Below are 14,725 nucleotides of genomic sequence, written 5' to 3' on the forward strand. Positions count from 1 at the left end.
GCAAAGCTTGGGGTCGAACACCATCCCGCTTTCCATTTTGTGCTGAGGAATTGGAGAATCCTCTATTCGTCTTCGGTCACGTCGGTCACGTCCGGGGCTTGCTGTACGTTATCTGTTCCCAAAATGACCTGAGCTCCAATGCGGGTCTGATACCGGATGATGGCCAGATAGCCGGGGCCAAGTTCTTCCTGCAATACGTCAACAAGGGATGTTTCACGGAGCCTTTCCGGCAGCAACGCGGCAATAGAAGAGACTTTGAACTGTGCCTCGACAGGAAGATCGACGATCAGCCAAACCTCAGTCTGTTTGCGCTGGGCGTTGACATCAATTCGTATGATTTCCACTGAAATCGGATCGGCCCACTCCCGAATGGCTTCTGCCACCTGTGCCTCGGTCCGTGTCTCCAGATAGCGATTATAGGTGGATTTCCCGAGCTGCAGCACGACGACGACCAAAAAGGCGAGCGCGACGAATGCGCTGGCTGTAAAGTTCAGTTTGCGCTTGCCCTTGCTGAAAACCACAGACCGCGCGGCATAAACCAGATAGACCGCACAGGCGGACAGAATGATCGCGCCTAGGTTTGTTGCGAATAGAAGTCCCGCTTCATACGCTTCGGCTGGTTCGCCAAAATACAACAAAATACCTGCTGCCGAGAGCGGCGGAACGAGCGAAACACCAATCGCTGCGCCGGGCAGAAGGCTCAGTTCGGACTTGTTGATCTGCACATAGGCGCCGGCGACACCGGCAGCCAGTGCGACGATCAGATCCTCGGTGCCGGGATCCGTGCGCGCAAGGACCTGATCGGGGATCAGTATCCCTCGTGGGACGTCCGCGACATAGACCATGAACCAGGCCATCAGCACGCAGGCACAAGCCGCCAAGCACACCGTAAGAGCAAGAGCAACGGCACGCTTTAGCCAACCCATGACCATCGCGGCAGCCACCCCCGGGATTGGAGTCATTAGTGGCGCGACAAGCATGGCTGCAATCACGACGGCCCCGGAGTTGCGCAGCAGTCCCATGGTGGCAATCACAACTGACAGGGTCAGCAACATTGCAAAGCGTCGCCAATAAGCGGCTTTGTCCGTACCTTCAAATCGAAGGATGCCTTTGGTCGTACTGAGGCTGCGAATAACGATGGTGTTTGCCTGATCTGGTTTGAGTTTCGTACCCAAGGCCAGACTAACAACCGATTCCGGTCCCGCAAATGGCGAATGTAAAAGAAAAAGGCGCCCGAACGGACGCCTTTCGTCTGGGTTGCGCGCAGATCAGACCTTGAGGTTTGGAATGATCTGCTTTTTCCGGCTCATGATGCCCGGCAGGACAACGGCATCCCCGTCGACGGCTGCGCCAAAGCTTTTCTCGGCAACGGATTTGACCAGATCGTTGGGCACCAGCAGCGTGGCTTCTTCATTCAGGATATCAACCACGAACAACAGAACCTGATCGACGCCGTCTTCTGCGGCCACGTCCACCATCGACGTCGCCAGGCTGGCCTTGCGGTCCAGAACGACGCCGGGGGCAGTGGTTTCCAGAACCGAGACGCGGAACTTGGTGCCGTCCACTTCGTATTCCTTGCTGTCCATGCGGATCAGCTCTGCGTCTGAGAAGGACGAGACGTCAGACTTTGCGGCGAACATGTCGGCTGCATAGGCCGATATATCCAGTTCCAGCTCAGCGGCCAGCTTTTCCGCCACCGCGCGGTCATGCGCTGTGGTAGTGGGCGAGCGGAATTCCAGCGTGTCCGACAGGATGCAGGTCAGGGCGGCACCTTTGATGGCGTCGGGCATTTTGGCAGCATCGTCACCCATCAGGTCGACCATGATGGTTGCAGTGCAGGCCAGCGGGCGTACGGTGATGTCAATCGGACCTTTGGTTTCCAGACCGCCGACCAGTTTGTGGTGGTCGATGATCGCGCGGATATCTGCGTCGTTGATGCTGGCAGGCAGTTCCGCCGGGTTGTTGGTGTCGACGATGACCACCGGGGTGTCTGCAGTTACATCTTCGATGATGCGTGGTTTGGGCAGGTCCCAGTTCTCCAGCATAAAGGCTGCCTCAGTGTTGGGCTCACCCAGCAGCACCGGCTCGGTCTGTTCACCCTTAATCTCGTTCAGGTACCACGACCACAGGATCGGCGAGCCTGTGGAGTCAGTATCAGGGGATTTGTGGCCAAATACGAGTGTTGTCATGTCAGCGTCCTGCGGAATGAAAATTTGCGGGCCTTATAGGTCGGGCAAACCCGGTTGTCACGCCGCAGTACACTGTCTGCGACGCTTAGTCTGCAATATGCCTACCTGCTCAGAATTCCGCCCGCTTCAGAGTGTACCCAGACTGCTCTAACTGGTTCAGCAGGCCGTGGTCATCGCTGAAGTGACCAGCCCCAACCGCAATGACAGCTATCTGATCCTGGATTTCGAGAATTTGTGCCATCCAATTGGCATTTCGTTCGATCAAGAGCTGCTGTTCGAAGTCTGCCCACTCGGCCTCGAACTCTGCGGCAGACAGGCCCGACAGCTCTTGCCCCAGAATACGGCCAAGGACAAAAACCTCGGCGTGTTTTTCATCAAAGTATGAGCTGGCCATGGTGGCGATCTGGTCTTCGGTGTTTTGAAAGGTTCCGGCCATCCGCGCGAGCGATTGCGCCTGTTCTTCGATCGGGTAAGCGTCGAACATGGCCATAAGGTCTTCGACACTTTCCAATGAATATTGCGGGATACCGTGGTCCGTAGCCAACTTCGCCAGACGTGCGTCCAGCCCATTGGTTCCGTCAGGGTTCTGAACAATGCAGGTCGGCAGAGCCAAAGTCATACTCAGAAACCAGGGGCGCATCTTGGCGCCCATCCAACTGGGAATCCCGCGTTCGGCCATCGCCGCAGTAAGAGTGTTCCAGTCTTTTTCTGGGATCAGATCGACAAGTGTGGGGCCCGAAGTTATCAGGACCGGGCTTGGGTCAGCGGCCAGTTTCTTTTCCCAAGCTTCCATCTCATCCTGTCGGATTTCAAAATAAAACGCGTCGGCCTGAATTAGCTTGGGCGTCAGGCGCTCGACGATCGCATCCATCTGCGGGTAATTCAGGTGCATTGTGCCCACGAGGTGCAGAACGGCGTCATCTTTGGTCGCAACCCAATGATTGCCTTCTGGATACAGAATACCTGCCAGTTCGTCTTGCGCCTTGGCTTGAACCTCAGGCGACAAGTCCCCTCTCAGGTCGCGCCCTTCGCAGCCTGCCTGCGCCACGGCAGGTAACAAAAGGCCAACGATGAAAAAAAGCAGGCGCATAGGTGGAATTCCTTTGAAATCAGTGTTTCGGAAACAGTGTACCGGTGGGCGGGATGTTTCAAGTTCCATCGCATCGGCTGAGGTATGGGCTGGCATTCCACGGCAGTTTGCGTAGCATAAACCCATGACCCGCGAACAGGACCTCTATCCTCCGATCAAAGCGCTGTTGGAGCGTCAGGGATATACCGTCAAGGGCGAGGTCGGGGCGGCTGATGTCGTTGCGGTGCGCGAGGGTGAAGATCCCGTTATTGTCGAACTTAAACTACGGTTCACGCTGTCGCTGTTCCACCAGGCTATTACACGGCTGAAACTGACCGATCAGGTCTATATCGCGGTCAGCAAGCCCACGGGTCGAAGCGCGCGACGGGCGCTTAAAGATAATCTGGCGCTGTGCCGTCGCTTGGGCCTGGGTCTTATCACAGTACGGGCTGATGAAACGGTCGAAGTGCAATGCGATCCCGGCCCCTATGCGCCGCGAAAGAACAAATCCAAAGCCACACGGCTGCTGCGGGAATTCGACCGGCTGGAAGGGGACCCGAACGCGGGCGGGGCCACGCGGCATGGGATTGTGACTGCCTATCGGCAGGATGCCCTGAAATGTGCGGCCTATTTGGCCGAATATGGACCTACAAAGGGGGCAGAGGTTGCCAAATCGGTTGGTGTGTCGGTGGCCACGCGGCTCATGCGCGAAAACCACTACGGGTGGTTCGAGAAGGTTGAAAAAGGTGTCTACGGGCTTACGGCTCAGGGGTCTGAAGGATTGAAGCACTGGGCCTACAGCTGGGAACAGACAAACTGATCCGAGCTGCGAAAAAATCCCTCACAACTTGTTGACTCGGGGTTTTAGACTCCCTAGCTATGCGTCGTTATCACTCACACACTCCGAGTGCTAACGCCTCGCCTGAGGGCGAGGGGAGGATAGATAAACTTTGAGCCCAAGGAGCTACAAAGATGGCATTGAAACCGCTTCATGACCGTGTGCTGGTTCGCCGTACCGAAAGCGAAGAGAAAACCGCAGGCGGCCTGATCATTCCTGACAGCGCAAAAGAAAAGCCCAGCGAAGGCGAAGTTGTCGCAACCGGCGAAGGCGCGCGCAAGGACAGCGGCGAACTGATCGCGATGGCGGTCAAAGCTGGCGACAAGATCCTGTTCGGCAAATGGTCGGGCACCGAGGTTCAGGTCGACGGCGAAGAACTGCTGATGATGAAAGAAAGCGACATCATGGGGATCATCGAGTAAGCGACAAGCTTCCTCTGATCTTCATTACAAACTTATTTCTCAAGGAGAAACGACATGGCTGCAAAGGACGTCAAATTCGACACCGATGCCCGTAACCGCATGCTGGCAGGCGTAAACATCCTGGCCGATGCTGTTAAAGTGACCCTCGGCCCCAAAGGCCGCAACGTGGTTCTGGACAAATCCTTCGGCGCGCCGCGCATCACCAAAGACGGTGTTTCGGTTGCCAAGGAAATCGAACTGGAAGACAAGTTCGAAAACATGGGTGCGCAGATGGTGAAAGAAGTCGCCAGCCGCACCAACGACGAAGCCGGTGACGGCACCACCACCGCAACCGTTCTGGCGCAGGCAATCGTTCGCGAAGGTCTGAAGCAGGTTGCAGCGGGCCTGAACCCGATGGACCTGAAGCGCGGCATCGACCTGGCAACTGCCAAGGTTGTTGAAGGCATCAAGTCGGCTTCGCGTGAAGTCAAAGACTCAGCCGAAGTTGCTCAGGTTGGCACCATCTCGGCCAACGGCGAAGCCGAGATTGGCCAGCAGATCGCAGATGCGATGCAGAAGGTTGGCAACGAAGGCGTTATCACCGTCGAAGAAAACAAAGGTCTGGAAACCGAGACCGATGTTGTCGAAGGTATGCAGTTCGACCGTGGCTACCTGTCGCCTTACTTCGTCACCAACGCAGACAAGATGATTGCAGAACTCGATGACTGCATGATCCTGCTGCACGAAAAGAAACTGTCTTCGCTGCAGCCGATGGTTCCGCTGCTCGAGCAGGTGATCCAGTCGCAGAAGCCGCTGCTGATCATCGCGGAAGACGTTGAAGGCGAAGCGCTGGCAACTCTGGTTGTCAACAAACTGCGCGGCGGCCTGAAAATTGCTGCTGTCAAAGCACCGGGCTTCGGCGATCGCCGCAAGGCCATGCTGCAGGACATCGCGATCCTGACCGGCGGTCAGGTCATCAGCGAAGATCTGGGCATGAAGCTCGAGTCCGTTACCATGGACATGCTGGGCACCGCGAAGAAGATCGAAATCACCAAAGACGAAACTACCATCGTCGACGGTGCTGGCGAGAAAGCCGAGATCGAAGCCCGCGTTGGCCAGATCCGTACTCAGATCGAAGAAACTTCGTCGGATTACGACCGTGAGAAGCTGCAAGAGCGCGTTGCCAAACTGGCAGGCGGTGTTGCTGTTATCCGCGTCGGCGGCATGACCGAGGTTGAAGTGAAAGAGCGTAAGGACCGTGTGGACGACGCTCTGAACGCGACCCGTGCTGCTGTGCAGGAAGGCGTTGTTGTAGGCGGTGGTGTTGCTCTGGTTCAGGCCGGTAAAGCACTGGAATCGCTGGAAGGCGGAAACGCTGATCAGAGCGCGGGCATCAACATCGTTCGCAAAGCGATCGAAGCTCCGCTGCGCCAGATCGCCGAGAACGCAGGTGTTGACGGTGCGGTTGTTGCAGGCAAAGTCCGTGAATCTTCGGATGCAGCATTCGGCTTCAACGCGCAGACCGAAGAATATGGCGACATGTTCTCGTTCGGTGTCATCGACCCGGCCAAAGTTGTTCGTACCGCTCTGGAAGATGCGGCATCGGTTGCTGGCCTGCTGGTCACCACCGAAGCTATGGTTGCTGACAAGCCTCAGAAAGACGCACCTGCTGCAGGCGGCATGCCCGACATGGGCGGCATGGGCGGCATGATGTAAGCTGCTTAAGCCATAGCGCTTGTTTTTGGGGTCGCCTTCGGGCGGCCCCGTTTTTTTGCCGACAGCCGCTTTGCGGCTATGCCTCTGGCCGGAGTATTTGCAAAAACATGAAGATCGGGCCGCATGTCCAAGGATTGTGAGTGTCCATATAGCTTGCAACCGGATATGCGGGTTCCATGCGACTTATTTTTCTGACTGCCCTGACCATGTGCGCCTTTGCAGCGAATTCCATTCTGAACAGGATGGCAATCGACAGTGGTGCCAGTGATCCAGCCGGGTTTGCGATTGTGCGGGTGCTTGCGGGGGCGCTGGTCTTGACTGCGCTGGTGTTGGCGCGCGGCGGAGATGTGCCTTTGCGCAACCGCCGGCGGCTCATTGGTGCGGGGTCGCTCTCGGTGTATATGATAGGGTTTTCCATTGCCTATCTGACACTTGATGCAGGGCTGGGGGCTTTGGTGCTGTTTGCAGTTGTGCAGATCACAATGTTTGCGTTTACCGCTGCCTCGGGAACGCTTCCCACCCGTCAGCAACTGGCAGGGGCGGCCATCGCTTTAGGGGGGCTGGCCTGTGTGCTTTGGCCTTCGGGAACCGTGCGGGTTGATCCGGTGGGCACTGCTTTGATGGTCGCGGCCGGTATCGGCTGGGCCGCTTACTCCTTGGCCGGGCGATCCGAGCCTGACGCCCTGCAGGGCACGGCTGCGAATTTCGTCATCGCCTTGCCTGTCACCACTTTGGCCCTGCTGGTCACGGGGGCAGAATGGCAGATGACTGGATTGGGCTATCTGCTGGCGGCTGTCTCGGGGGGCATCACGTCTGGTTTGGGATATGCCCTATGGTATCGCGTGCTACCAAACCTTGCGCCAACAGTTGCGGCGGTTGTTCAACTCAGCGTGCCTGTCATTGCGATCCTGGGAGGTGTTGTGCTTTTGGGCGAAAGTGCAAACGCCCGACTGATCGTTGGTGCCTCGCTGGTTCTGGGCGGTATCGCGCTGGCTGTGCTGCGACGTCAACAGAGCTAGGGCTTTCATCAGCGGCTCATAGGCTTTATCTGGCGGACATGAGACTTCTGACCGCTTTACTTTTATGCCTTTTCCCGTTTTCCGTCAGCGCGAAATGCGTGGTCCTACTGCACGGACTTGCCCGGACCGAAGCCTCGTTTGCGGTGATGGAGGAGTTGTTCGAGGCACACGGCTACACCGTTGTGCGCCCCGGATACCCCTCGACCGAGATTGGCATTCCGGAATTGGCTGAACAGACTCTGCCGGGTGCTTTTGCCTCGTGCGGGGAGGACAAGGTCAATGTCGTGGCGCACTCCATGGGCGGCATCCTGCTGCGGTATTGGCTAAAGGATCATCATCCCGCCAACATGGGTCGCGCCGTCATGCTCGGCCCGCCGAACCAGGGCAGTCAGCTGGTCGACGAGCTCAGCGCGTGGGAGGTATTCGGATATCTGAACGGTCCAGCCGGTCTGCAGTTGAGTACAGGCCCTGAAGGTATTCCGCGCCGTCTGCCTCCGGTAGATTTCGAGCTGGGGGTCATTGCGGGGGATGAGTCCCTCAACCTGGTTTTTTCCTCGCTGATCGACGGGCCCGATGATGGCAAGGTTTCGGTTGAAAGCACCAAGGTGGAGGGTATGGCCGATCATCTGGTCCTGCCCGTCACCCATACCTTCATGATGAACAACCCTCAGGTCATGGCGCAGGCGCTACATTTTATCGAATTCGGCCGGTTCGATCCGCAGATCACTTGGCTCGATGGTGTGATGGACATAATTGACGAGATCTGCATTGGGCAGGACTGCCAAGACCCGGATTCGGAGTCCACACGATGACCGCATTGGAGCTGACTTTAACCGGCGCAGATGTTCTGTTGCCGGGCCAGGGCGTGTCTCGCGCTGACCTGACCATTGCTGACGGTGTGGTGCAGGTGGAACCGGCCGGACGCAGTGTTGATCTGTCCGGCTATCTTGTCTTGCCTGGCATCATCGACCTGCATGGGGACGGTTTCGAACGCCATATCGCCCCGCGTCGCGGTGCGATGAAGCAGATGAATGAAGGTATTCTGTCGGTCGAAGCCGAGCTTGCGGCAAACGGCATCACCACCGCAGTGCTGGCTCAATTCTACAGCTGGGAAGGCGGTGTGCGAGGTCCGGACTTTGCCGCGCAGGTGTTTAAGGCCATTTCCGCCGTGAAAGACAGTACAGTCACCGATCTGATCCCGCAATTGCGGTTCGAAACCAATATGCTTGACGACTATGCGGGCCTTGCCGGTCGCATCGCCGAATGGCAGGTGCCTTATGTGGTGTTCAATGATCACCTGCCGCATGATCGATTGGCGCAGGGCAAGAAGCCGCCGCGACTAACGGGGCAGGCGTTGAAGGCTGGGCGCAATCCGGATGCACATTTTGAAATGTTGCTCAACATGCACGCCCGCAGGAACGAAGTGCCCGCTGCGGTCGAAGCACTGAGTGCTGACCTTATAGATATGGGGATACGTCTGGGCAGCCATGATGACGCAACCGCTGAAGCAAGGGCATGGTGGCGCGCCCGAGGCGTCGGCATTGCCGAGTTCCCGGAAACGCTGGAGGCTGCCGAGGCAGCGCGTTCTGCCGGGGATCACATCATCCTTGGTTCACCCAACGTGGTGCGGGGTGGATCGCATAAAGGAAACGCCAGTGCGGTTGAGTTGATCGCTATGGGACTCTGCGATGCGTTGGCGTCGGACTACCACTACCCCAGCCCGCGCCGGGCGGCGCTGATGCTGGCCAATACCGGCCTGCTTGATTTCGAAGGCGCTTGGAACCGGATTTCTTGTGGGCCCGCAAAAGTGCTGAATCTGACAGACCGGGGCACACTTGCCCCCGGAAAACGCGCCGATTTGGTCATTCTCGATGCAGCCACCCACCGGGTCGCAGCGACCATGGCAGGTGGGCGTGTCAGCCATATGTCAGGGGACATTGCGGCACGCTTTTTGAACGGAACGAGGCCGTAAATAAAGTACTGCTTTATCGCTTGATCCTGTTGAAATGCCCCATCTTGCGTCCTGCTTTGACCTCGGCTTTGCCGTATAGATGAAGCGCGACATCCCGTTCACGGGCCAATTCGGGCACACGATCCATGTCGTTGCCGATCAGATTCTCCATCACCACATCCGAATGGCGCTGCCCGTCGCCCAAAGGCCAGCCTGCCACGGCGCGAATATGCTGCTCGAACTGATCAACAGCACAGCCGTTCTGCGTCCAGTGGCCCGAGTTGTGCACGCGCGGTGCAATCTCGTTCACTATCAAACCAGCGGGCGTGACGAACAGTTCTACCCCCATGACACCCACATACTCCAACGCATTCAGGATGTTGGCCGCCAGCAGGATTGCATCTGTGCGCTGGGCAGGGGACAGGCGGGCAGGGATCGTGGTGGTGTGCAGGATACCGTCGCGATGTACGTTTTCGCCCGGATCGAAACAGGCCACCTGGCCGTCCAACCCTCGTGCTGCAATGATCGACACCTCGTGTGAGAAGTCCACGAACCCTTCCAGAATAGCAGGCGCGCCCGCCATGTCGGCCAAAGCAGCCTCGGCGTCCTCGGGGCTGCGCAACCGCGCCTGCCCCTTTCCGTCATAGCCAAAGCGGCGGGTTTTCAGGATGGCCGGTGTCCCGATTTGTTCGATTGCCGTACTCAGGCTGTCCAGATTGGAAACATCCGCAAACGGGGCCGTTTTCAGGCCCAGGTCTTGCAGGAAATTCTTCTCGGTCAAACGATCCTGGCTGACCCGCAGCGCTTCGCGCCCCGGGCGGATCGGGCGGTGGGCTTCCAGAATGTCCAGCGCCTCGGTCGGGATGTTTTCGAACTCATAGGTGATCACATCCACCGCGTCGGCAAATGCTTTCAAGGCATCGATGTCGTCATAAGCTGCCGTCGTGACACGATCCGCGACTTGCCCCGCGGGTGGGTTTGTGCCCGGTTCATAGATATGTGTGACAAAGCCCAGCCTTGACGCCGCCACTGACAGCATCCGGCCCAGTTGACCGCCCCCCAGAATTCCGATCACCGCGCCTTGGGCAAGCATTTCTGCCATCTTCAACTCTCCAAACGTTTGCCAATTGCACTCAACGCCGAATGCAGCGCGTCATGCGCGCCCTGATCCTTCAGGGTTTCTGTCATCTGCAAGCTCAATGTGCCTTCTGTCGCCAGAGCGTCACGCTCTTGCGCTAGCCGACCTGCGTTGCCTTTTTCCATCGTTGCCAGGAAGCCCGACATCAACTGGGTCGTATAGAACTCGGCCTTATCGGCTTCACCAGTTACATCGCCTAGCCACTTGGCACCAGTGGCCATCAGATCCAAAATGCCGGGAACCATGGCGCAAATTGCGAAATGTGCGTTCAGCGCGGATTCGTCCGCAACCTTGACCACAGGGTTCTCGGGCTCAAAAAGGTCGGCCAACAACCGATCGTTGCCAAAAGCAGCCATTGGGCAGCCTCCGGTTTCCAGAAAGCCCAAAGGAATGGTCTGCACGAAATCTGCCGCCGGTGCGCAAAGCCGAGCAAGTTGCTCAGCGGAAACCGCAGCCATGACTGAAACGATCTGCTGGTCCGCGCGAAAGGTTAGAGGGGTCAGAACCTCAGCCGCGATATGCGGGCGCAGGCACAGGAACACGATGTCCGAGGCGTCGAGCACTGCCTGGGGTTCAGCAATCGTCACGCCCAACTCGGCCTTCAAAGCGGCTGATACTTCGGTATTGCGCTCAGTCACGCAAATGTCGTGCCCTTTGGCAGCCATCAGCCGCGCGATTGGGGCTGCGATATGGCCCGTGCCGATAAGACCGATGCGGCTCATCCCTGCGGTTCCTCAGGGATTGAAGCCGACAACGCCTCGCGCCAGCTGTCCAGCCGTTCTGCCAAAGCCTCGTCTTGCAGAGCCAGAATGCCGGCTGCCATCAAACCGGCGTTGGCTCCTCCAGCGGACCCGATTGCCATGGTCGCAACGGGAAAACCCTTGGGCATTTGCACGATGGAATACAGCGAATCCACGCCTGACAGGGCACGTGTCTGTACGGGAACTCCGATCACAGGCACCCGCGTTTTCGATGCCATCATGCCGGGCAGGTGCGCAGCGCCGCCAGCGCCCGCGATGATCACGTGCAATCCACGCGATACGGCGGTCCTGCCGTACTCCCACAGCCGGTCTGGAGTGCGATGGGCTGATACGATGCGCGCTTCGTAAGCGACGCCGAGTTCATCCAGAATATTTGCGGCTTCCTTCATCGTGGGCCAATCCGACTGGCTGCCCATGATGATCCCCACTTTCACATCGCTCATCCGATTAGTCCCCGCGCTCAGAAAGAGCGCGCACTATAGCCAAATCCGGTTCTCTGGCAATGCGCTACAGGGCGTTCAGGCAATGATATCGGGGGTCAGGCGGTCTTCGATGATGCGGATGATGTCTTTCAGACGCAGTTTCTCTTTTTTCAGCCGTCGTAACGTCAACTGATCCGCAGTTCCCCGGTCATGCAGCGCTTCAATCGCTTCGTCCAGATCGCGGTGCTGACGGCGGAAAACTTCCAGCTCAACCCGCAGAACTTCATCAGTTTTCATGGAAAGGTCAGTGGGCGCGTTCATTGGCGACTCGGGGTTGTTGTGGTGCTTGCCCAACAAGATAGTGTGTCAGACGTTATCGCGCCAGACCTTGTGGACATCCTGGTTTCTTCCCATATTCTATTACAGGCGGTTGCCGGAAAGGGGCCGCACACCACGTCGCTTTGACAATAAAGGACGAAAATACGTGTCGAAACTTACTCTTGGCTCATACCCGCATCTTTTGGGGTTCGAGCAACTGGAACGCCTTCTGGAACGGTCTGCAAAGGCTGGCAACGAAGGATACCCGCCCTATAATATCGAACAAACCTCGGACTTTTCCTATCGCATCACTCTTGCGGTTGCTGGGTTCGCCGAAGAGGATCTGTCGATCACCATCGAGGATCGCCAACTGGTGATCCGGGGCCGTCAACGCGACGACAGCGAGGGGCGTATCTTCCTGCACCGCGGCATTGCGGCGCGCCAGTTTCAGCGCATGTTTGTGTTGGCTGACGGTGTCGAAGTGGGCGAAGCGATCATGGAAAACGGTCTGCTGCATGTGGATCTGACCCGCGCCGTGCCGGAAACCGTGGTTCAGACCATCAACATACGGAAGGGGTAAGAGCAATGAATACACCGATTGAAATCAACACCGAAGGCGACCGTATCGTTTATGTCAAAACGGTCGAGGTTGCCGATCTGCCGCGTGATTTGCGCGATCAGGCAGGGGATCTGGATCAGCTTTACGCTGTGCATGATTCCGATGGGCAGCAATTGGCGCTTGTGGCCGACCGCAAGCTGGCCTTTGTCTTGGCCCGTCAACACGACCTGTCCCCGGTGGCCGTTCACTGAACGGCCCCAACGCCTGATTTGGGCGTGACATTCCCAGCGACACGCGCGACACATAGGCACCGGCGAAATCCGCCGGAACGTGTTGTCAGGAATTTATCGCATGAGCTGGTTCGAATTCGATTGGGTCGACGCCTTCAGTGATCGCGCCTTTGGAGGCAACGGATGCGCCGTGGTCCATGGCGGCGCGCATCTTTCTGAACATGTTTGCATGGCATACGTGCGCGAAACCTCTCTGGTCGAGTGCACGTTTACCGGGCCATCTGACGTGGCCGATATCCGTGTGCGGTATTTTCTGGCCAGCCGGGAAATCCCCTTTGCGGGGCACCCCACCATCGCAACCGTCGCTGCCATGCGGTCTCGTGGGATGATCGAGGGCGATAGCCTGACATTGGAAACCGGTGCAGGGATCGTTTCCATCCGGCTGCAAGGTGCGCAGATTGAGATGACACAGGTCGCCCCGCAGTTCGGCCCGCATGTGCCTGCTGATCTGGTGGCCTCTGCCGTAAATCTGCCTGCCGATGCCATTATTTCTCCGCCGCAGCTGGTGTCGACCGGATTGCCTTTTTGCATCACCGTCCTGCGCGACCATAAGGCATTGCGCGCGGCTCAACTGGTTGAAGGTCCCTTGAGAAAAGTGGCTGAGGCCGCTGGGTTTTCAGGCTCGGACATGGCTGAACCCTTCTTGGTCACGCTCGATGGAGCCACCGATGCGGGGGATACATTCTCGCGCCTTTTGCTGGCCCCTCCAAGCCCACCCGAAGACCCGTTTACCGGGTCCGCAACCGGTGCCATGGCGGCTTACTTGTGGAAATACGGACTAATGGCCAAAGACAGTTTCGTCGCGGAGCAGGGGCACGACATGGGCCGCCCTGGCCAAGCCCGCGTTACTCGCGTCGGCCCGGCGGATGCGATGACCGGGATAAGGGTCGCTGGTCAGGGACATATCCTGATGCGCGGGCAGGTCGATCTGCCGGCAGATGCGCAATAAATGAACAAGCGTTAATCGACACCTGTCCGGAACCCCGTTTCCTTGCACAGCAAGCTACATCCATCCCAGCCGCAGGATCGGAGCGGCCTGTGCGTCAATTCCATGTCGATCACATAGCCTGTCCAGATATGACCCCGATGCAGGCAACCCGGCCATCCTGTTGGCTATCAGTTTTTTCTGATGTCCATAAATATGAACCGAATGAACGGCTTCCGTTTCGATGTCGTTTGGTGTGATGCGTGGATCGTGCAGTTTCCATAATTCCTCAGGGGCAAGAGGATACAGAGAGTCAGCCCCCATCGCGTTACGGTCTTCGCCGGTCTGGCGCAGGAAATGCGTAAAGGCTTTGGGCCCTGAACTGCCCCAGGGCAGAGTTTCGATGCCCCAGCTTTCACCCTTTGCAATCCTTTCCCGGCTGCGCCGTCTGACATGTCGTCCGCGCCAGGGTTGGGTAGGGTTCGCTGACATTACGAAATCCAGCATCAACGCAAGTGTCTGCGCGGTCTTCGGTAGGCGCAGAACTCCGGTAGGGAAGTCACAAGCTTTGGAATGCGCAAACACCCAATCGGACGGAAAGTCGAAGGCTTTTACACAATAGGCGTCAAGATCGACCCAGATGGCCTTGCTTTTTCGCATCAGGTGCAATCGAAAGATATCAGAGAACACGGCCACGCCCTGCCGGTCATCTGGGTGCAATGAATAGGACGGAGGCCAGAAAATTTCGCTGGCAGGGCGCGTTTGAGCACCTGCGGGGACGCCCTGCACCTCGTTTGGCAGATACAGAATAAACGCGTGCCCCCGATCCAGAAATGACTGTATGCACAGCTGCTCGAGCCAGCTCAGATCGGATCCGAACCAGAAACTGGAAATGATGGGCAAGCTGCGTGGCATGTCTGAAATTCACCCTGTTTCTGTGTGCACCGCACCAATCCGGCCAGCGCTTGTCAATCGGGCAAACAAAAACGGCCCCCGAAAACCGGAGGCCGAAAAATCTTTGTTTGTTGGCATCAGCTTGCGGCAATCAGGCCCATGCTTTCCAGTTTCAACAGAACCTGATGAGCGCAGTTGTCGACTTCGACATTTTCGGTTTCGACGCTCAGTTCAG

At 57.6% G+C, this 14,725-nt stretch carries 17 protein-coding genes; 9 read left to right on the top strand and 8 right to left on the bottom strand.

Annotation, left to right across the window (positions count from 1 at the left end):
• Positions 1 to 62: 62 nt before the first annotated feature.
• The 3 genes from I9187_RS19250 to I9187_RS19260 all read right to left on the bottom strand — a co-directional run bounded on the left by I9187_RS19250 (position 63) and on the right by I9187_RS19260 (position 3,279).
• Complete coding sequence (locus tag I9187_RS19250) at positions 63 to 1,175, bottom strand: DUF389 domain-containing protein (protein ID WP_209940298.1); 1,113 nt, start codon at positions 1,173 to 1,175, stop codon at positions 63 to 65.
• 93 nt (positions 1,176 to 1,268) lie between these two features.
• A complete protein-coding gene (locus I9187_RS19255; RefSeq protein ID WP_171619834.1) occupies positions 1,269 to 2,189 on the bottom strand; it encodes a manganese-dependent inorganic pyrophosphatase in 921 nt (306 codons plus the stop codon).
• 109 nt (positions 2,190 to 2,298) lie between these two features.
• Entirely contained in the window at positions 2,299 to 3,279 is a 981-nt protein-coding gene (locus tag I9187_RS19260) for a TraB/GumN family protein (RefSeq protein ID WP_171181387.1), read from the bottom strand.
• Between the two features lie 124 nt (positions 3,280 to 3,403).
• On the opposite strand from I9187_RS19260, the gene I9187_RS19265 reads away from it, so the two are divergent.
• The 6 genes from I9187_RS19265 to I9187_RS19290 all read left to right on the top strand — a co-directional run bounded on the left by I9187_RS19265 (position 3,404) and on the right by I9187_RS19290 (position 9,204).
• Positions 3,404 to 4,078: a DUF2161 family putative PD-(D/E)XK-type phosphodiesterase gene (locus I9187_RS19265; protein WP_171181389.1), complete on the top strand. Its 675-nt coding sequence runs from the start codon at positions 3,404 to 3,406 to the stop codon at positions 4,076 to 4,078.
• Positions 4,079 to 4,230: 152 nt separating this feature from the next.
• Complete coding sequence (groES, locus tag I9187_RS19270) at positions 4,231 to 4,518, top strand: co-chaperone GroES (protein ID WP_170352338.1); 288 nt, start codon at positions 4,231 to 4,233, stop codon at positions 4,516 to 4,518.
• Positions 4,519 to 4,572: 54 nt separating this feature from the next.
• On the top strand, positions 4,573 to 6,213 hold the full coding sequence (gene groL / locus I9187_RS19275; protein WP_171181392.1) for a chaperonin GroEL: 1,641 nt from the start codon (positions 4,573 to 4,575) through the stop codon (positions 6,211 to 6,213).
• Positions 6,214 to 6,389: 176 nt separating this feature from the next.
• A complete protein-coding gene (locus I9187_RS19280; protein WP_171238346.1) occupies positions 6,390 to 7,232 on the top strand; it encodes a DMT family transporter in 843 nt (280 codons plus the stop codon).
• A gap of 38 nt (positions 7,233 to 7,270) precedes the next feature.
• Positions 7,271 to 8,044, top strand: a complete 774-nt coding sequence (locus I9187_RS19285; RefSeq protein WP_171238345.1) for an alpha/beta fold hydrolase — start codon at positions 7,271 to 7,273, stop codon at positions 8,042 to 8,044.
• Entirely contained in the window at positions 8,041 to 9,204 is a 1,164-nt protein-coding gene (locus tag I9187_RS19290; protein ID WP_171181398.1) for an alpha-D-ribose 1-methylphosphonate 5-triphosphate diphosphatase, read from the top strand. Before I9187_RS19285 ends, I9187_RS19290 begins: the two co-directional genes overlap by 4 nt.
• Before the next feature lie 13 nt (positions 9,205 to 9,217).
• On the opposite strand, the gene I9187_RS19295 is transcribed toward I9187_RS19290, so the two are convergent.
• The 4 genes from I9187_RS19295 to I9187_RS19310 form a co-directional block, all read right to left on the bottom strand.
• Entirely contained in the window at positions 9,218 to 10,285 is a 1,068-nt protein-coding gene (locus I9187_RS19295) for a 5-(carboxyamino)imidazole ribonucleotide synthase (protein WP_171728080.1), read from the bottom strand.
• Between the two features lie 2 nt (positions 10,286 to 10,287).
• Complete coding sequence (locus I9187_RS19300) at positions 10,288 to 11,043, bottom strand: NAD(P)-binding domain-containing protein (protein ID WP_171181403.1); 756 nt, start codon at positions 11,041 to 11,043, stop codon at positions 10,288 to 10,290.
• A complete protein-coding gene (gene purE / locus I9187_RS19305) occupies positions 11,040 to 11,525 on the bottom strand; it encodes a 5-(carboxyamino)imidazole ribonucleotide mutase (protein WP_171181405.1) in 486 nt (161 codons plus the stop codon). The genes I9187_RS19300 and purE overlap by 4 nt, the downstream gene beginning before the upstream one ends.
• A gap of 75 nt (positions 11,526 to 11,600) precedes the next feature.
• Positions 11,601 to 11,825, bottom strand: coding sequence for a DUF465 domain-containing protein (locus tag I9187_RS19310; RefSeq protein ID WP_050604880.1), 225 nt, complete (start codon positions 11,823 to 11,825; stop codon positions 11,601 to 11,603).
• A gap of 163 nt (positions 11,826 to 11,988) precedes the next feature.
• On the opposite strand from I9187_RS19310, the gene I9187_RS19315 reads away from it, so the two are divergent.
• The 3 genes from I9187_RS19315 (at position 11,989) to I9187_RS19325 (ending at position 13,620) form a co-directional block, all read left to right on the top strand.
• Entirely contained in the window at positions 11,989 to 12,402 is a 414-nt protein-coding gene (locus I9187_RS19315) for an Hsp20 family protein (RefSeq protein WP_058275530.1), read from the top strand.
• A gap of 5 nt (positions 12,403 to 12,407) precedes the next feature.
• A complete protein-coding gene (locus I9187_RS19320; protein ID WP_050604806.1) occupies positions 12,408 to 12,632 on the top strand; it encodes a DUF1150 family protein in 225 nt (74 codons plus the stop codon).
• Between the two features lie 100 nt (positions 12,633 to 12,732).
• Complete coding sequence (locus I9187_RS19325) at positions 12,733 to 13,620, top strand: PhzF family phenazine biosynthesis protein (RefSeq protein WP_171181407.1); 888 nt, start codon at positions 12,733 to 12,735, stop codon at positions 13,618 to 13,620.
• A gap of 54 nt (positions 13,621 to 13,674) precedes the next feature.
• On the opposite strand, the gene I9187_RS19330 is transcribed toward I9187_RS19325, so the two are convergent.
• Positions 13,675 to 14,511 (bottom strand): hypothetical protein, encoded by an 837-nt coding sequence (locus tag I9187_RS19330; RefSeq protein ID WP_171619826.1) that lies wholly within the window; start codon positions 14,509 to 14,511, stop codon positions 13,675 to 13,677.
• Positions 14,512 to 14,725 lie beyond the last annotated feature (214 nt).

This window comes from Ruegeria sp. HKCCE4148 (genome assembly GCF_017872495.1).
Classification (GTDB): Bacteria; Pseudomonadota; Alphaproteobacteria; order Rhodobacterales; family Rhodobacteraceae; genus Ruegeria.